This window comes from Pseudomonas sp. B19(2017) (genome assembly GCF_002113165.1).
Taxonomy (GTDB): Bacteria; Pseudomonadota; Gammaproteobacteria; order Pseudomonadales; family Pseudomonadaceae; genus Aquipseudomonas.
Window position 1 is genome coordinate 320147 of the sequence record NZ_NEJR01000001.1, and the last position, 18152, is coordinate 338298.

Annotated in this window: 15 protein-coding genes; 14 read left to right on the forward strand and 1 reads right to left on the reverse strand. The window is 61.7% G+C overall.

Going from position 1 to position 18152, the window contains the following annotated elements; translation table 11 throughout:
• The first annotated feature begins 396 nt into the window (after positions 1 to 396).
• The 7 genes from CAF70_RS01550 (at position 397) to CAF70_RS01580 (ending at position 8705) form a co-directional block, all read left to right on the forward strand.
• Complete coding sequence (locus tag CAF70_RS01550; RefSeq protein ID WP_013974708.1) at positions 397 to 1755, forward strand: glutamine synthetase family protein; 1359 nt, start codon at positions 397 to 399, stop codon at positions 1753 to 1755.
• A gap of 46 nt (positions 1756 to 1801) precedes the next feature.
• Positions 1802 to 3163 carry an aspartate aminotransferase family protein gene (locus CAF70_RS01555; RefSeq protein ID WP_085621598.1) on the forward strand — a complete coding sequence of 454 codons (1362 nt, stop codon included), beginning with the start codon at positions 1802 to 1804 and terminating at the stop codon, positions 3161 to 3163.
• A gap of 170 nt (positions 3164 to 3333) precedes the next feature.
• Positions 3334 to 4431, forward strand: a complete 1098-nt coding sequence (locus tag CAF70_RS01560; protein WP_085621599.1) for a polyamine ABC transporter substrate-binding protein — start codon at positions 3334 to 3336, stop codon at positions 4429 to 4431.
• Positions 4432 to 4589: 158 nt separating this feature from the next.
• Complete coding sequence (locus tag CAF70_RS01565; protein ID WP_085621814.1) at positions 4590 to 5684, forward strand: polyamine ABC transporter substrate-binding protein; 1095 nt, start codon at positions 4590 to 4592, stop codon at positions 5682 to 5684.
• A 71-nt stretch (positions 5685 to 5755) separates the two neighbouring features.
• Entirely contained in the window at positions 5756 to 6898 is a 1143-nt protein-coding gene (locus tag CAF70_RS01570; RefSeq protein ID WP_085621600.1) for an ABC transporter ATP-binding protein, read from the forward strand.
• Positions 6895 to 7815 carry an ABC transporter permease subunit gene (locus CAF70_RS01575; RefSeq protein ID WP_085621601.1) on the forward strand — a complete coding sequence of 307 codons (921 nt, stop codon included), beginning with the start codon at positions 6895 to 6897 and terminating at the stop codon, positions 7813 to 7815. Before CAF70_RS01570 ends, CAF70_RS01575 begins: the two co-directional genes overlap by 4 nt.
• Entirely contained in the window at positions 7812 to 8705 is an 894-nt protein-coding gene (locus tag CAF70_RS01580) for an ABC transporter permease subunit (RefSeq protein ID WP_085621602.1), read from the forward strand. Before CAF70_RS01575 ends, CAF70_RS01580 begins: the two co-directional genes overlap by 4 nt.
• Positions 8706 to 8811: 106 nt before the next feature.
• Here the strand turns inward: CAF70_RS01580 and CAF70_RS01585 are convergent, their stop codons facing one another.
• Complete coding sequence (locus CAF70_RS01585; protein ID WP_085621603.1) at positions 8812 to 9267, reverse strand: transposase; 456 nt, start codon at positions 9265 to 9267, stop codon at positions 8812 to 8814.
• Between the two features lie 307 nt (positions 9268 to 9574).
• Here CAF70_RS01585 and CAF70_RS01590 point away from each other — a divergent pair, with 307 nt between their 5' ends.
• The 7 genes from CAF70_RS01590 to cysW all read left to right on the forward strand — a co-directional run bounded on the left by CAF70_RS01590 (position 9575) and on the right by cysW (position 18152).
• The gene (locus CAF70_RS01590) at positions 9575 to 10663 is read left to right on the forward strand and encodes an efflux RND transporter periplasmic adaptor subunit (RefSeq protein ID WP_085621604.1); all 1089 of its coding nucleotides are present in this window, start codon (positions 9575 to 9577) and stop codon (positions 10661 to 10663) included.
• Positions 10660 to 11727, forward strand: a complete 1068-nt coding sequence (locus CAF70_RS01595) for an efflux RND transporter periplasmic adaptor subunit (RefSeq protein ID WP_085621605.1) — start codon at positions 10660 to 10662, stop codon at positions 11725 to 11727. The genes CAF70_RS01590 and CAF70_RS01595 overlap by 4 nt, the downstream gene beginning before the upstream one ends.
• Positions 11724 to 14777, forward strand: coding sequence for an efflux RND transporter permease subunit (locus CAF70_RS01600; RefSeq protein ID WP_085621606.1), 3054 nt, complete (start codon positions 11724 to 11726; stop codon positions 14775 to 14777). Before CAF70_RS01595 ends, CAF70_RS01600 begins: the two co-directional genes overlap by 4 nt.
• 249 nt (positions 14778 to 15026) lie before the next feature.
• Positions 15027 to 15209 (forward strand): sulfur starvation response protein OscA, encoded by a 183-nt coding sequence (gene oscA / locus CAF70_RS01605; protein WP_003258557.1) that lies wholly within the window; start codon positions 15027 to 15029, stop codon positions 15207 to 15209.
• 48 nt (positions 15210 to 15257) lie between these two features.
• Positions 15258 to 16265 carry a sulfate ABC transporter substrate-binding protein gene (locus CAF70_RS01610; protein WP_085621607.1) on the forward strand — a complete coding sequence of 336 codons (1008 nt, stop codon included), beginning with the start codon at positions 15258 to 15260 and terminating at the stop codon, positions 16263 to 16265.
• Positions 16266 to 16449: 184 nt separating this feature from the next.
• Entirely contained in the window at positions 16450 to 17268 is an 819-nt protein-coding gene (gene cysT, locus CAF70_RS01615) for a sulfate ABC transporter permease subunit CysT (protein ID WP_085621608.1), read from the forward strand.
• An 11-nt stretch (positions 17269 to 17279) separates the two neighbouring features.
• Positions 17280 to 18152 carry a sulfate ABC transporter permease subunit CysW gene (cysW, locus tag CAF70_RS01620; protein ID WP_004575843.1) on the forward strand — a complete coding sequence of 291 codons (873 nt, stop codon included), beginning with the start codon at positions 17280 to 17282 and terminating at the stop codon, positions 18150 to 18152.

The window sequence follows — 18152 nt, forward strand, 5'->3', positions numbered from 1 at the left end:
CCGACGAGCCGTGTTTTATTTTTTACGGAGGTGTTGTGTAAAAAAATGAACAAGGCTAAGCTCGGTCTCAACCCAGAACACAATAATACGAGGGTCACATGGTCCGCTTGCCGCGACCTGAAAGCACTGCCTGCGCAGTGCCATCGGGTACATCCGTCATTTTTGCAAGCTTCGTCGATGGCGTTGCCTCCCTGGCCGCAATAATTGACGTTTGGCGCGCCCGGACCTGCCCTCGTAGCGGCTTGCCGCCCTTCGTTTCGTCTTCCTGCCTTTCGAACTCATTACGGACGCACCTGTTTTCAGTGTATCCACTGTGGCTCTGCGCGGGGGTTTTTGCTTTAGCAATGTACTCCATCCAGAATCAGTGCGCGGACCACCTTACCTCCTGAGGTATTTATGAGTAACAACCTCGACCAGCTCACCGATTGGTTGAAAGAGCACAAGATCACCGAAGTCGAATGCATGATCAGTGACCTGACCGGCATCACTCGCGGCAAAATTTCGCCTACCAACAAGTTCATCGCCGAAAAAGGCATGCGCTTGCCCGAGAGCGTGCTGCTGCAGACCGTGACCGGCGATTACGTCGACGACGACATCTATTACGAACTGCTGGACCCCGCGGACATCGACATGATCTGCCGCCCCGACGAGAACGCCGTGTTCCTCGTGCCATGGGCCATCGAGCCGACCGCCCAGGTGATCCACGACACCTACGACAAGAAGGGCAACCCGGTCGAACTGTCGCCGCGCAACGTCTTGAAGAAAGTGCTCAAGCTCTACGCTGACAAGGGCTGGCAGCCGATTGTCGCGCCAGAGATGGAGTTTTACCTGACCAAGCGCAGCGAAGACCCTGACTTCCCGCTGCAGCCCCCGGTAGGCCGCTCGGGCCGCCCGGAAACCGGCCGCCAGTCGTTCTCGATCGAAGCCGCCAACGAATTCGACCCGCTGTTCGAAGACGTTTACGACTGGTGCGAACTGCAGCAGCTGGACCTCGACACGCTTATCCATGAAGACGGCACGGCGCAGATGGAGATCAATTTCCGTCATGGCAATGCCCTGCACCTGGCCGACCAGATCCTGGTGTTCAAGCGCACCATGCGCGAGGCCGCGCTCAAGCACAACGTGGCCGCCACCTTCATGGCCAAGCCCATGACCGGCGAGCCAGGCAGTGCCATGCATCTGCACCAGAGCGTGGTCGACGTGGCTACCGGCAAGAACATCTTCAGCAACGACGACGGCAGCATGAGCGAACTGTTCCTGCACCACATCGGTGGCCTGCAGAAGTTCATCCCCGAGGCGCTGCCGCTGTTTGCCCCCAACGTCAACTCGTTCCGCCGCTTCCTGCCCGACACCTCGGCGCCGGTGAACGTGGAGTGGGGCGAGGAAAACCGTACCGTCGGCCTGCGCGTGCCGGACGCCGGCCCGCAAAGCCGCCGGGTCGAGAACCGCCTGCCAGGCGCCGACGCCAACCCTTACCTGGCCATTGCCGCCAGCCTGCTGTGTGGCTACATCGGCATGGTCGAAGGCATCGATGCCAGCGCGCCGGTGCAGGGCCGTGGCTACGAACGCCGCAACCTGCGCCTGCCACTGACCATCGAAGATGCCTTGGAACGCATGGAAAACAGCCGTGCACTGGTGCAGTACCTGGGCAAGAAGTTCATTACCGGCTACGTCGCCACCAAGCGCGCCGAGCACGAGAACTTCAAGCGAGTCATCAGTTCCTGGGAGCGTGAGTTCCTGCTGTTTGCTGTCTGATAAATCTGGTGCCGCAGGACGCGGCTGTCGAACAACGGAGAAGCACATGAGCGTCAACAACCCGCAAACCCGTGAATGGCAAACCCTGAGCGGGGAGCATCACCTCGCGCCCTTCAGTGATTACAAGCAGCTGAAGGAAAAGGGGCCGCGCATCATCACCAAGGCCCAGGGTGTGCATTTGTGGGATAGCGAGGGGCACAAGATTCTCGACGGCATGGCTGGCCTGTGGTGCGTGGCAGTAGGCTACGGCCGTGAGGAACTGGTGCAGGCGGCAGAAAAGCAGATGCGCGAGCTGCCGTATTACAACCTGTTCTTCCAGACTGCCCACCCGCCTGCGCTGGAGCTGGCCAAGGCGATCTCCGACGTGGCGCCGCAAGGCATGACCCATGTGTTCTTCACCGGCTCCGGCTCCGAGGGCAACGACACCGTGCTGCGCATGGTCCGCCACTACTGGGCGCTGAAAGGCAAACCGCAGAAGCAGACCATCATCGGCCGCATCAACGGCTACCACGGCTCCACCGTGGCTGGTGCCAGCCTGGGCGGCATGAGCGGCATGCACGAGCAAGGCGGCCTGCCTATCCCGGGCATCGTGCATATCCCACAGCCGTACTGGTTCGGCGAAGGCGGCGATATGACCCCGGATGAGTTCGGGGTGTGGGCGGCCGAGCAGCTGGAGCAGAAAATCCTCGAAGTCGGCGAAGACAATGTTGCCGCTTTCATCGCCGAGCCGATCCAGGGTGCCGGCGGCGTGATCATCCCGCCGGAAACCTACTGGCCGAAGGTGAAGGAGATTCTCGCCAGGTACGACATCCTGTTCGTCGCCGACGAAGTGATCTGCGGCTTCGGCCGCACCGGCGAGTGGTTCGGTTCCGACTACTACGACCTCAAGCCCGACCTGATGACCATCGCCAAGGGCCTGACTTCCGGTTACATCCCTATGGGCGGTGTGATCGTGCGTGACACCGTGGCCCAGGTACTCAGCCAAGGCGGCGACTTCAACCACGGCTTCACCTACTCCGGCCACCCGGTAGCGGCGGCGGTGGGCCTGGAAAACCTGCGCATCCTGCGCGACGAGAAAATCGTCGAGAAGGCGCGCACCGAAGCGGCACCGTATTTGCAAAAGCGTTTGCGTGAACTGCAGGACCACCCGCTGGTGGGCGAGGTACGCGGCCTGGGCCTGCTCGGCGCGATCGAGCTGGTCAAGGACAAGGCCACCCGCAGCCGTTACGAAGGCAAGGGCGTGGGCATGATCTGCCGCACCTTCTGCTTCGACAATGGCCTGATCATGCGCGCGGTGGGAGACACCATGATCATCGCGCCACCGCTGGTGATCAGCCACGCGGAGATCGACGAACTGGTGGAAAAGGCACGTAAATGCCTTGATCTGACGCTCGAAGCGATCCGCTGACAGTTTGCTAGGCTAGCGATGTGACATTAAGTCGTTACAAGGCCCTGCTTTCCTTGAAACAGAGCCTTGTAACTTGCCAGACTAGCGACTGTTTCAGTCGCCGCGCGCTCTGCACCGTAGGTCCTGGCTGCTGAACAGATGGCTAAATAAAAAATTCTGGAGCAATACGCATGAATAAAATGGGCAAGACGTTGCTGGCCGCCGCCCTGATGGGCGCCATGGCTACCGCTGTTCAGGCTGAAGACAAGGTGTTGAACGTCTACAACTGGTCGGACTACATCGCTCCGGACACCATTGCCAAGTTCGAAAAGCAGACCGGTATCAAGGTCAAGTACGACGTGTTCGACAGCAACGAAACCCTCGAAGCCAAGCTGCTGGCCGGCAAGTCCGGCTACGACATCGTGGTGCCGTCCAACAACTTCCTGGCCAAGCAGATCAAGGCTGGCGTGTACGAGGAGCTGGACCGCTCCAAGCTGCCGAACTGGAAGAACCTCGACCCTGACCTGCTCAAGGCCGTTGGCGATGCCAGCGACAAGGACAACAAGCACGCCTTCCCGTACATGTGGGGCTCGATCGGCATCGGCTACAACCCGGAGAAGGTCAAGGCCGCGCTGGGCGTGGACAAGATCGACTCGTGGGACGTGGTGTTCAAGCCTGAGAACATCGCCAAGCTCAAGAGCTGCGGCGTGAGCTTCCTCGACGCCCCGACCGAAATGCTCCCGGCTGCGTTGCACTACCTCGGCAAGCCGACCGACAGCACCAAGAAGGAAGACCTGAAGGCCGCCGAGGACCTGTTCCTCAAGATCCGTCCTTCGATCACCTACTTCCACTCGTCCAAGTACATCGGCGACATGGCCAACGGCAACATCTGCGTAGCCGTCGGTTACTCGGGTGACCTGGAGCAGTCCAAGGCCCGTGCCCACGAAGCTGGCGACAAGGTCAAAGTGGACTACGTCATTCCGAAGGAAGGTGCCGGTACCTTCTACGACATGGTCGCTATCCCCAAGGATGCCGAGCACAAAGACGCTGCCTACCAGTTCATGAACTTCCTGATGCAGCCGGAAATCATGGCTGAAATCACCAACGCCGTGCGCTTCCCGAACGGCAACGCTGCCGCCACCCAGTTCGTGGACAAGGAAATCACCAGCGACCCAAGCATCTACCCACCAGCCGAAGTGAAGAAACAGCTGTACGCCATCGCTGCACCTGAAGCGAAGGCCCAGCGTGACATCACCCGCAGCTGGACCAAGATCAAGTCGGGCAAATAACCCCGATGCGGCACCTCTGGGCCGGGGGACCCCGGCCCAGAGCCAGTGAAAGGCAATTGATGATTGCGGCATCGAAGCTGCGAAGGTAAGTTGCGCGCCGGTTTTGCGTGTGCGGCAGCATGGTCGCTACCCAGGCACTGATTGTGAGGACCACCCACTTGTCCATTTCTGTATTCCGCAAAGCCTTGATGGCTGGAGCGGGCCTGACGCTGGCATGCAGCGTCCAAGCGGCGCCTACGGTGCACTTCTACAACTGGTCCGACTATGTCGGCCCGACCACACTCGCGGACTTCGAGAAAGCCACGGGCATCAAGCCCGTGCAAGACGTGTTCGACTCAAACGAAACCCTGGAAGGCAAGCTGCTGGCCGGCAATACCGGCTATGACGTGGTAGTGCCCTCCAACCATTTCCTCGGCAAGCAGATCAAGGCGGGCGCGTTCCAGAAGCTCGACAAGAACCTGCTGCCCAATTATTCCAACCTGGACCCGGCGCTGATGAAGCGCCTGGAAAGGAACGACCCGGGCAACCAGTACGCCGTGCCTTACCTGTGGGGCACCAACGGCATCGGTTACAACGTCGACAAGGTGAAGGCTGCGCTGGGCGTGGACACCATCGACTCCTGGGCAGTGCTGTTCGAGCCCGAAAACATGAAGAAGCTCGCCAAGTGCGGCGTGGCCTTCCTCGACTCGGCGGACGAAATGCTGCCGGCGGTGCTCAACTACATGGGGCTGGACCCCAATAGCACCAACGCCAAGGACTACCAGGCCGCCGAGAAGAAACTGCTGGCGGTGCGCCCGTACGTGACCTACTTCCACTCGTCCAAGTACATCACCGACCTGGCCAACGGCGACATCTGCGTCGCGGCAGGTTTTTCGGGTGATGTGTTCCAGGCCAAGACCCGCGCCGAAGAGGCGAAGAAGGGCGTGAACCTGGCCTATGCCATTCCCAAGGAAGGCGGCAACCTCTGGTTCGACGTGCTGGCGATCCCCAAGGACGCCAAAAACGTCAAAGAGGCGCATGCCTTCATCAACTATTTGCTGAAGCCTGAGGTTATCGCCCAGGTCAGTGATTACGTCGGTTACGCCAACCCGAACCCCAAGGCTGGCGACCTGATGGACCAGGCCGTGAGGACTGACGCCGCGGTTTACCCACCGCAGGAAGTGCTGAACAAGATGTTCGTAAATTCAGAGTTGCCACCCAAGGTGCAACGGCTGATGACCCGTAGCTGGACCAAGGTCAAGTCGGGCAAGTAAAAATCCAGGCCCGTGGAGGCCCCTGTAGAACAGGGCTCGCGGGCACAAAAATCTTGTTGGGAGTTTCACTCATGGCAGTTGCCTCCGGTGCCTATAAAAAAGCCCTCGAGGGTGGCCAGCAACCCAAGCAGGTGCTGGTCAAGATCGACCGGGTCACGAAAAAGTTCGACGAAACGGTAGCCGTGGACGATGTGTCCCTGGAAATCCGCAAGGGCGAGATCTTCGCCCTGCTGGGTGGCTCCGGTTCCGGCAAGTCCACCTTGCTGCGCATGCTGGCCGGCTTCGAGCGTCCGACCGAAGGGCGGATCCTCCTCGATGGCGTCGACATCACCGACATGCCGCCCTACGAGCGGCCGATCAACATGATGTTCCAGTCCTACGCGCTGTTCCCGCACATGACCGTGGCGCAGAACATTGCCTTCGGCCTGCAGCAGGACAAGATGCCCAAGGCCGAGATCGACGCCCGCGTGGCCGAGATGCTCAAGCTGGTGCACATGACCCAGTACGCCAAGCGCAAGCCGCACCAGCTGTCCGGTGGCCAGCGCCAGCGCGTGGCCCTGGCCCGCTCGCTGGCCAAGCGCCCCAAGCTGCTGCTGCTCGACGAGCCGATGGGCGCGCTGGACAAGAAACTGCGTTCGCAGATGCAGCTGGAACTGGTGGAGATCATCGAGCGCGTGGGCGTGACCTGCGTGATGGTGACCCATGACCAGGAAGAGGCCATGACCATGGCCCAGCGCATCGCCATCATGCACCTGGGCTGGATCGCCCAGATCGGTTCGCCGGTGGACATCTACGAGACGCCTACCAGCCGCCTGGTGTGCGAGTTCATCGGTAACGTCAACCTGTTCGAAGGTGAAGTGGTCGACGACGCCGAAGGCCACGCGATCATTGCCAGCCCGGAGCTGGAGCGCAAGATCTACGTCGGCCACGGCATCACCACCTCGGTGGAAGACAAGCACATCACCTACGCCCTGCGCCCGGAAAAGATGCTGGTCACCCCCCAGCAACCGACCTGCGAGCACAACTGGTCGCGCGGCAAGGTTCACGACATTGCCTACCTGGGTGGCCACTCGGTGTTCTATGTCGAGCTGCCGAGCGGCAAGGTCGTGCAGTCGTTCGTCGCCAACGCCGAGCGCCAGGGCACCCGCCCGACCTGGGGCGACGAAGTGTACGTGTGGTGGGAAGACGACAGCGGCGTGGTACTGCGGTCATGAAACTGCGCAAGCTCAAGCGAGCCTTCCAGCGCATTACCCCGGAGGGGCGGCACTTGGTGATCGGCGTGCCGTTCATCTGGCTGTTCCTGTTCTTCATGCTGCCGTTCTTCATCGTGTTGAAGATCAGCTTCGCCGAAGCCGACGTGGCGATCCCGCCGTATACCGAGATCTACAGCTACGTCGAAGACAAGATCCAGCTGGTGCTCAACCTGGCCAACTACGGCCTGTTGACCGAGGATGAACTGTATATTTCGGCCTACCTGGGCTCGCTGAAGATGGCCTTCTTCAGCACCTTGCTGTGCCTGCTGATCGGCTACCCGATGGCCTATGCCATTGCCAACGCCAAGAAGGAGACGCAGACGGTCCTGCTGTTGCTGATCATGATGCCGACCTGGACCGCGATCCTGATCCGCGTCTATGCCTGGATGGGGATTCTCAGCAACAACGGCCTGCTCAACGGCTTCCTGCTGTGGATCGGGTTGATCGACCAGCCGCTGCAAATCCTCAACACCAACCTGGCGGTGTACATCGGCGTGGTCTATTCGTACCTGCCGTTCATGATCCTGCCGCTGTTCGCCAACCTGGTTAAGCACGACGCGAGCCTGCTCGAGGCCGCTTCGGACCTGGGTTCGAGCACCTTCAACAGCTTCTGGAAGATCACCGTGCCACTGTCGAAGAACGGCATCATCGCCGGCTGCATGCTGGTGTTCATCCCGGTGGTTGGCGAGTTCGTGATCCCTGAGCTGCTGGGCGGCCCGGAAACCCTGATGATCGGCAAGGTGCTGTGGCAGGAATTCTTCAACAACCGTGACTGGCCGGTGGCATCTGCCCTGGCGGTGGTGATGCTGGCGATCCTGATCGTGCCGATCCTGCTGTTCAACCGCAGCCAGGCCAAAGAAATGGAGGGCAGGGCATGAAGCGCTTCAGTTTCTCCAAGCTGATGCTGGTGCTCGGCTTGCTGTTCATCTACCTGCCGATGCTGATTCTGGTGATCTACTCGTTCAACGCCTCCAAGCTGGTGACGGTATGGGGTGGCTGGTCGATCAAGTGGTACGTCGGCCTGCTCGACAACACCCAGCTGATGGGGTCGGTGATGCGCTCGCTGGAAATCGCCTGCTACACGGCGGTGGCAGCTGTGGCGCTGGGTACCCTGGCGGCGTTCGTACTGACCCGGGTTACCCGCTTCAAGGGCCGCACGCTGTTCGGTGGCCTGGTCACCGCGCCACTGGTAATGCCGGAAGTGATCACCGGTCTGTCGCTGTTGCTGCTGTTCGTGGCCATGGCGCAGATGATCGGCTGGCCGCAGGAGCGTGGCATCGTCACCATCTGGATCGCCCACACCACGTTCTGTGCGGCGTATGTGGCGGTGGTGGTGTCGGCACGCCTGCGTGAGCTGGATCTGTCGATCGAAGAGGCGGCGATGGACCTGGGGGCCAAGCCGTGGAAGGTGTTCTTCCTGATCACCATCCCGATGATCGCGCCATCGCTGGCAGCGGGCGGCATGATGTCGTTCGCGCTGTCGCTGGATGACCTGGTGCTGGCCAGCTTCGTGTCTGGCCCGGGCTCGACCACCTTGCCGATGGAAGTATTCTCGGCGGTGCGCCTGGGTGTGAAACCGGAGATCAACGCCGTGGCCAGCCTGATCCTGCTGTCGGTGTCGCTGGTGACCTTCTTTGTCTGGTACTTCAGCCGCCAGGCCGAAGAGCGTCGTCGCAAGGCAATTCAGCAGGCGATCGAAGAGGGTGCTGCGGCCAATGCCTCGCAGCCGCAGGTCAAGCGCCCGGTGCAGGTTACGGCTTCGGCCTGATCCGGCCCTTTCGCGGGCACGCCCGCTCCCACAGGGACTTCACAACCTTCAGGCTTGTGATAATCCCTGTGGGAGCGGGCAAGCCCGCGAAGGCCCCAACACCGATTCAAAGCCATACCGCATCCCAGTGTGGGTAGTCCCTGACACTCCTGACCAATCCTGCCCTCAAGGGATTGGCAACAATGTACCGGGCTACATGCACCACACTCTCCTCCCGCCGCAGCGCATGATCGTGGTAACCCGGTTGCCATATCGGTTTGTGCCTGACACCTGCCTTGCGCAATGCAATGGCTGTGCGTGATTTGAATTTGCGCATCAGTGTTCCCAGTGTCACTTCTTTCAGCTCGATCAGCCAATGCAGATGGTCTGGCATCACTACCCAGGCCAATGACCGGCAGTCCTGAATGTCATCTGAGACCCGCAAGTGTCTGACCACCAGGCGAGCATTGTCGAAGTCATGGAACAGTGGCAGCCGCAGGTGTGTTTTGGTGGTCAGCATGTAGAGCCTGCCTGGCTCGGAGAAGCGCCCACGACGTAGCAGGCGGGATTCGGCTAACGGCATTGTGATCTTCCTTGAAGTTGAACCTCCCTTTGAAAGGTAGCGGCTGAAGCGGGGTTGCCGAGTGGCTGATGGTTTCTGAATATGGCAGAAACTGATGTGCCGGCCTCTTCGCGGGCTCGCCCGCTCCCACAGGTACAGCGCAAGTCACAAGGCCTGCGATATCCCTGTGGGAGCGGGCGTGCCCGCGAAGAGGCCCGCACAGGCGCCGAAAATGCCAGCTTGATTCCCGTCAGTGCCGTTTGTCCAACCCTGAACTACGCTGACAGTCGCATCCCACGAATCATTTGCGCGCAAGCAAGGAGCCTGCATGACGTTTATGCGTCCGCTGTTGGTCATTTGCCTGGGGCTGGGTACCCTGCTGTCAGGCTGTAGCAAGGAAGAAACCACCGAAACACTGCCACGCGTAGGCGTGCAACAGGTACAGCCGACCGACTTCGCCGCCAGGGTCACCCTGACCGGCGACGTGCAGGCGCGGGTGCAGACCGACCTGTCGTTCCGCGTGGGTGGCAAGATCATTTCGCGTAGCGTCGACGTCGGCGATCACGTCAAGGCCAACCAGGTGCTGGCGCGCCTGGACCCGAAAGACCTGCAGAACAACGTTGACTCGGCCAAGGCCGAGGTGTTCGCCGCACAAGCGCGAGTCACCCAGACCAGCGCCGCCTTCGTTCGCCAGCAAAAGCTGTTGCCCAAAGGCTACACCAGCCAAAGCGAATACGACGCCGCCGAAGCCGCCTTGCGCAGCAACCAGAGCGCGTTGAAGGCGGCTCAGGCACAGCTGGCCGACGCCAACGAACAACTCAGCTACACCGCGCTGGTCTCCGAGGCTGATGGGGTCATCACCGAGCGCCAGGCCGAGGTCGGCCAGGTGGTGCAGGCGACCATGCCGATCTTCAGCCTGGCCACCGATGGCGATCGTGACGCCGTGTTCAACGTCTACGAATCGCTGCTGGTGGCTCCGCCCAGTGATGCCGGGGTGATCGTCAGCCTGCTGGACGACCCTAAGGTCCAGGCTCATGGCTTCGTACGCGAAATCACGCCTACCGTGTCGGCGCAGAGCGGCACGGTGCAGGTCAAGGTAGGGCTCAAGAATGTACCGCCGGGCATGCAACTGGGCGCGCCGGTAACCGCCACCACCAATGCCCAGGGGCGACCCAGTATCGAGCTGCCATGGTCGGCCTTGACCAAGGCCTTGCATGAGCCCGCCGTCTGGGTAGTGGGCGAGGGCGACAAGGTCGAGCTGCGCAAGGTGGAAGTCAGTCGCTATCTCACCGGCCGTATCGTGGTCGCCGACGGCCTCAAGGGCGGCGAGACCGTGGTGGTGAATGGCGGGCAATTGCTGCACCCCGGCATGCAGGTACACAAGATCGATGCCAAGGCCCAAGGAGGTGAGCTATGAAGCGCCTGCTGCTGATGTTGTCAGCCGGCGTGCTGCTGGGTGGCTGCGGTGGCGAAGACGAAGTGCCTGAGCCGGTTCGGCCGGTGCTGTCGGTGAAGGTCGAGCCCCAGGTGCAATCGCAACTGGGGCGTTTCGCCGGCAGTATCCAGGCGCGCTTCGAAAGCACGCTGGGCTTCCGCGTTTCCGGGCGTATCGCCAGGCGCTGGCTGAATGTGGGTGCTCAGGTGAAACCGGGCGATACCTTGGCCACCCTCGACCCGACCGACCAGCAGAACCAGCTGCGCGCCGCCGAAGGCGACCTGGCCAAGGTGCAGGCGCAGTGGATCAACGCCCAGGCCGATGCCCGTCGCCAGCAACAGCTGTACGACCGTGGCGTAGGCGCCCAAGCGCAGCTGGATATCGCCCAGACCAACCTGAAAACCACCAGCGCCGCGCTGGAACAGGCGCGCTCTGCGCTCAGCCAGGCGCGTGACCAGCTCGACTACAGCACCCTGCGTTCCGACCACGCCGCAGTGATTACCGACTGGAAGGCCGAAGCCGGGCAAACCGTTACCGCCGGCCAGGCCGTGGTAACCCTGGCTCGGCCGGATGTGAAGGAAGCGGTGATCGATCTGCCGATCGGCCTGGCCGAGCAGCTGAGCAAAGGCCTGACCTTCACCGTTGCCTCGCAACTCGACCCGACCATCAACACCACTGCCAGCCTGCGCGAACTGGAGCCCCAGGCCGATGCCACCACCCGCACCCGCCGTGCCCGCCTGACCCTGGCCAGCACACCGGCGGCCTTCCATCTGGGCACTGCCATCAGCGTGACCTTGAGCTCGGCAGTGACGCCGCGCAGCGAACTGCCCTCGAGCGCCTTGCTCGAGCGTGACGGCAAGACCCAGGTGTGGGTGATCGATACACAACAGAAAACCGTGGCCACCCGTGACGTGGCCCTGATCGACCGCACCGCCGAGAGCATCGTCCTGACCTCGGGTGTGCAGCCCGGCGAGCGTGTGGTCACCGCCGGCGTCAACAGCCTCAAGCCTGGCCAGAAGGTCACCTTCGACGAGGATGCGCAATGAAAGGAAGCTTCAACCTGTCCGACTGGGCACTCAAGCATCAATCGTTCGTCTGGTACCTGATGTTCGTTGCTCTGCTGATGGGGATCTTCTCCTACTTCAACCTGGGCCGTGAAGAAGACCCGTCGTTCACCATCAAGACCATGGTCATCCAGACCCGCTGGCCCGGCGCGACCCAGGACGAAACCCTGTACCAGGTCACCGACCGCATCGAGAAGAAGCTCGAGGAGCTCGACTCGCTCGACTACACCAAAAGCTACACCCGCCCTGGTGAATCCACGGTCTACGTGTACCTGCGCGACACCACCAAGGCCAAGGACATCCCGGAAATCTGGTACCAGGTGCGCAAGAAGATCCAGGACATTCGCGGTGAATTCCCGGCGGGCATCCAGGGGCCCGGGTTCAACGATGAATTCGGCGATGTTTTCGGTTCAATCTATGCCTTCACTGCCGACGGGCTGACCCTGCGTCAGCTGCGCGACTACGTGGAACAGGCGCGGGCCGAAGTGCGCGATGTACCCAACATCGGCAAGATCGAGCTGCTTGGCACCCAGGACGAAGTGCTGTACCTGAACTTCTCCACCCGCAAGCTGGCAGCCCTTGGCATCGACCAGCGCCAGGTCATGCAGGCCCTGCAATCGCAAAACGCCGTGACCCCTGCCGGGGTGATCGAGGCAGGGCCTGAGCGTATCTCGGTGCGTACCTCCGGGCAGTTCACCTCGGAAAAGGACCTGCAAACCGTCAACCTGAAGATCAACGACCGCTTCTTCCGCCTGGCCGACATCGCCGACATCGAGCGCGGCTACGTCGACCCGCCATCACCGATGTTCCGCTACAACGGCCAGACCGCCATCGGCCTGGCCATCGGCATGAAGGCCGGCGGCAACATGCAGGTATTCGGCGCGGCGCTGAAAAAGCGCATGGACCGGGTGGTCGAAGACCTGCCGATAGGTGTCGGGGTCCACACCGTGTCGGACCAGGCTGTGGTGGTCAAGCAGGCAGTCGGCGGCTTCACCAGCGCGCTGTTCGAAGCGGTAGTGATCGTGCTGGCAGTGAGCTTCGTCAGCCTTGGCATGCGCGCCGGCCTGGTGGTGGCCTGCTCGATTCCATTGGTGTTGGCGATGGTGTTCGTGTTCATGGAGTACAGCGGCATCACCATGCAGCGGATTTCGCTGGGGGCGCTGATCATCGCCCTCGGCTTGCTGGTGGATGACGCGATGATCACTGTAGAGGTGATGGTCACGCGCCTGGAAATGGGCGAGACCAAGGAGCAGGCGGCCACGTTCGCCTACACCTCGACGGCGTTCCCCATGCTGACCGGTACCTTGGTGACGGTTGCCGGCTTCGTGCCCATCGGCCTCAACGCCAGTTCTGCGGGTGAGTACACCTACACGCTGTTTGCGGTGATCGCGGTGGCACTGATGGTGTCGTGGGTGGTGGCTGTATTCTTCGCCCCGGTGCTGGGGGTGCACATTCTCAGCAGCGCCAAGCTCAAGGCCCATGAAGCCGAGCCTGGGCGCGTCGGCCGGGCGTTCGAGCATGGTTTGCTGTGGTGCATGCGCAACCGTTGGCTGACCATCATTGGTACCGTGCTGCTGTTTGCCCTGGCGATCTTCTGCGAGCGCTTCGTGCAGAACCAGTTCTTCCCGTCCTCGGATCGCCCGGAAATCCTCGTCGACCTCAACCTGCCGCAGAACGCCTCGATCGAGGAAACCCGCAAGGTGGTCGACCGTTTCGAGGCGCGGATCAAGGATGACCCGGACCTGGTGAGCTGGAGCACCTACATCGGCCAGGGCGCCATTCGCTTCTACCTGCCACTCGACCAGCAGTTGCAGAACCCGTACTACGCGCAGTTGGTGATCGTCAGCAAGGGCTTCGAAGAGCGCCAGGGCATGATGGCGCGGTTGCAGAAGATTTTGCATGAAGAGTTCGTCGGCATCGGTGTCAACGTGCAATCGCTGGAGATGGGCCCGCCGGTGGGCCGGCCGATCCAGTACCGGGTCAGTGGCGCCAATATCGACGAGGTGCGCAAGCACGCCATCGAACTGGCCACCTTGCTCGACCAGAACGAGCACATCGGCGAGATGATCTACGACTGGAACGAGCCGGGTAAGGTACTGCGCGTGGACATCGCCCAGGACAAGGCGCGCCAGCTGGGGCTGTCGTCGGAAGACGTGGCCAATGTGATGAACAGCATCGTCAGCGGGGTGGATATCACCCAGGTCAACGACAACATCTATCTGGTCGACGTGGTCGCCCGTGCCGAGGACAGTGAGCGGGGTTCACCCGATACCCTGCAGAACCTGCAAATTCTCACGCCCAACGGCACCGCTATCCCGCTGCTGTCGTTCGCCACCGTGCGCTACGAACTGGAGCAGCCGCTGGTATGGCGCCGTGACCGCAAGCCGACCATTACCATCAAGGCCTCGGTCAACGGCGATATCCAGCCTACCGACCTGGTGGCCCAGCTGAAGCCGCAGATCGACGAGTTCGCCAGCAAGCTGCCGGTGGGTTACGAAGTGGCCACCGGCGGTACGGTGGAGGAGAGCGCCAAGGCCCAGGGGCCGATCCGCAAGGTCATCCCGCTGATGCTGTTCCTGATGGCGACGTTCCTGATGATCCAGCTGCACAGCGTGCAGAAGCTGTTCCTGGTGGTCAGCGTGGCGCCGTTGGGGCTGATTGGCGTGATCATCGCGCTGGTGCCCACCGGTACGCCCATGGGCTTCGTGGCGATTCTCGGCATTCTCGCGCTGGCGGGCATCATCATTCGTAACTCGGTGATCCTGGTGACCCAGATCGACGAGTTCGAAGCCCAGGGCTTGTCGCCGTGGGATGCGGTGGTGGAGGCCACCAACCACCGGCGCCGGCCGATTCTGCTGACTGCGGCGGCGGCGAGCCTGGGCATGATCCCGATTGCCCGCGAGGTGTTCTGGGGGCCGATGGCCTACGCCATGATTGGCGGGATCATCGTGGCGACCTTGCTGACGCTGCTGTTCCTGCCGGCGTTGTATGTGGCCTGGTACAAGATCCGCGAGCCACAGAAACACAACTGAAGCCCTGCACGGACCCTGTGGGAGCGGGTTTACCCGCGAATGCGATGGTGGAGCCACCGCCGCATTCGCGGGTGAACCCGCTCCCACAGGGCCTTCCGTCGCCTTCAAAATTGCCTTTCGCTTTTGGTTATATAAACATTCTTAAACAGTATTTTTAAGAATAACCCCGCCTCACTACTATTGCCCTCAAGCCAGGCGCAAATCCCCTTCAAACCTCAGCCCGGCACCCTCACTCCAAGGAGAACGAGCATGAGTGCATCTCTGCGTAGCATCGACGGCCAGGACGAAGCCACCATTCTGCGGGAAATCCAGAGCGCTCTGCGCGACCTGCGATTCGGTGCGGTGGAGATCACCGTGCACAACGCTCAGGTTGTACAGATCGAGCGCAAGGAGAAGTTCCGCCTGCAACAGCCCGGCAACAAGACCGGCTGATCGCACCACCCATCCAAAACTAGAAAAATGCCAATCGGGAGCTTCACCATGTCCATCCGCCGTTATGCGCTCGCCGCCCTGGCCAGTGCTGTTTTTGCCGGTTCCGCCATCGCCAAGGACTACGAACTGTTGAACGTGTCCTACGACCCGACCCGCGAGCTGTACCAGCAGTACAATGCCGAGTTCATCAAGCACTGGCAGCAGGCCCACCCGGGCGACAAGGTGAAGATCCAGCAATCCCACGGCGGTTCGGGCAAGCAGGCCCGTGCGGTGATCGACGGCCTGCGTGCCGACGTGGTGACCCTGGCCCTGGCCGGCGATATCGACGAAGTCGCCAAGCTCGGCAAGACCCTGCCGGACAACTGGCAGACTCGTCTGCCGGATGCCAGCACCCCGTACACCTCGACCATCGTGTTCCTGGTGCGCAAGGGCAACCCGAAAGGTATCAAGGACTGGGGCGACCTGATCAAGAAGGACGTGTCGGTCATCACCCCCAACCCGAAAACCTCCGGCGGCGCCCGCTGGAACTTCCTGGCTGCCTGGGCCTATGGCCTGAAGACCGGCGGTAGCGAAGAGAAAGCCAAGGCTTACGTTCAGGAGCTGTTCAAGCACGTGCCGGTGCTGGACACCGGCGCCCGTGGCTCGACCATTACCTTCGTCAACAACGGCCAGGGCGATGTACTGCTGGCCTGGGAAAACGAAGCCTTCCTGGCACTGAAGGAAGACGGTGGTGCCGACAAGTTCGAGATCGTCGTGCCTTCGCTGTCGATCCTGGCCGAACCGCCAGTGGCGGTGGTTGACAAGAACGCCGAGAAGAAGGGCAATACCGAGATTGCCAACGAGTACCTCAAGCATCTGTACAGCCCGGCCGGGCAGAAGATTGCCGCCGAGAACTTCTACCGCCCGCGTGACGAGAAGGTCGCAGCCGAGTTCGGCAAGCAGTTCCCGAAACTTGACCTGGTGACTATCGACAAGGACTTTGGTGGCTGGAAGACTGCACAACCGAAATTCTTCAATGATGGCGGTGTGTTCGACCAGATCTATCAGGCACAGTAAGCGCCAGGGAAAAGCGGGGCCGCTCTGCGGCCCATTCGCAGCGCAAGGCTGCTCCTACAGGAAATCGCGATCCATGTAGGAGCGGCCTTGTGCCGCGAATGGGCTGCGCAGCAGCCCCAGGATTCAGAAGCTAGCACCGGCCCGGGATCGTCCCCGGGCCAAGTGCGTTCAACCAGGGATATTTATGTCACGCCGCATTTCCCCCGTCATACCCGGCTTCGGGCTGACGCTGGGCTACACCTTGGTGTACCTCAGCCTGATCGTGCTGATACCGCTGGCCGCCATGTTCGTGCATGCCGCGCAGCTTACCTGGGAGCAGATCTGGAACGTCATCAGTGCGCCGCGGGTGATCGCCGCGCTCAAGCTGAGTTTCGGCACTGCCCTGTTCGCCGCCATCATCAACGGTGTGATCGGCACCCTGCTGGCCTGGGTGCTGGTGCGCTACACCTTCCCGGGGCGCAAAATCATCGATGCGATGATCGACTTGCCGTTCGCCCTGCCCACGGCCGTGGCCGGTATCGCCCTCACCGCCCTGTATGCGCCTTCGGGCTGGGTTGGCCAGTTCGCCACCGACCTGGGCTTCAAGATCGCCTACACCCCGCTGGGCATCACCTTGGCGTTGACCTTCGTCACCCTGCCGTTCGTGGTGCGTACGGTGCAGCCGGTACTGGCCGACATTCCGCGTGAAGTGGAGGAGGCCGCCGCCTGCCTGGGCGCCAAGCCGCTGCAGGTGTTCCGCCACGTGCTGGCGCCAGCGCTGCTGCCGGCCTGGCTGACAGGCTTTGCCCTGGCCTTCGCCCGCGGCGTGGGCGAGTATGGTTCGGTGATATTCATAGCCGGCAACATGCCGATGAAGACCGAGATCCTGCCACTGCTTATCATGGTCAAGCTCGACCAGTACGATTACACCGGCGCGACCACCATCGGCGTATTGATGCTGGTGGTTTCCTTCATCCTGCTGCTGCTGATCAACCTGCTGCAGCGTCGTATCGAAACCCCTTGAAGGAGGCCGGCATGTCCAGTTCATCCCTGAGTGCAAGTGCCGCCGCCAACGCCGCCCGCCGTGGCAGCGCGACTTCGCGGCGCATCCTGATCGGCCTTGGCTGGCTGGTGTTCGCGCTGTTCCTGCTGCTGCCGCTGGTAATCGTGGTGTCGCAGGCGCTGAAGAACGGCTTTGGCACCTTCTTCGAGGCGATCTTCGAGCCTGACGCGTTGTCGGCCCTGAAGCTGACCCTGCTCGCCGTGGTCATCTCGGTGCCGCTGAACCTGGTGTTCGGCGTCAGCGCTGCCTGGTGCGTGAGCAAGTACACCTTCCGTGGCAAGAGCATCCTGGTCACCCTGATCGACTTGCCGTTCTCGGTCTCACCGGTGATCGCAGGCCTGGTCTACGTGCTGATGTTCGGCGCGCAAGGCCTGTTCGGGCCGTGGCTGCAGGACCACGATATCCAGATCGTGTTCGCCCTGCCGGGCATCGTCCTGGCCACCATCTTCGTCACCGTGCCGTTCGTGGCCCGTGAGCTGATCCCGCTGATGCAGGAGCAGGGCACACAGGAAGAGGAGGCCGCGCGCCTGCTCGGCGCCAATGGCTGGCAGATGTTCTGGCACGTGACCCTGCCGAACATCAAATGGGGCCTGATCTACGGCGTGGTGCTGTGCACCGCGCGGGCCATGGGTGAGTTTGGCGCGGTGTCGGTGGTGTCGGGCCACATTCGCGGCGTGACCAACACCTTGCCGCTGCACGTGGAGATCCTCTACAACGAGTACAACCACGTCGCGGCCTTCAGCGTGGCCAGCCTGCTGCTGATCCTGGCGCTCTTCATCCTGCTGCTCAAGCAGTGGAGCGAGAACCGTATTAACCGCCTGCGCCACAGCGCCGCGGAGGAATGA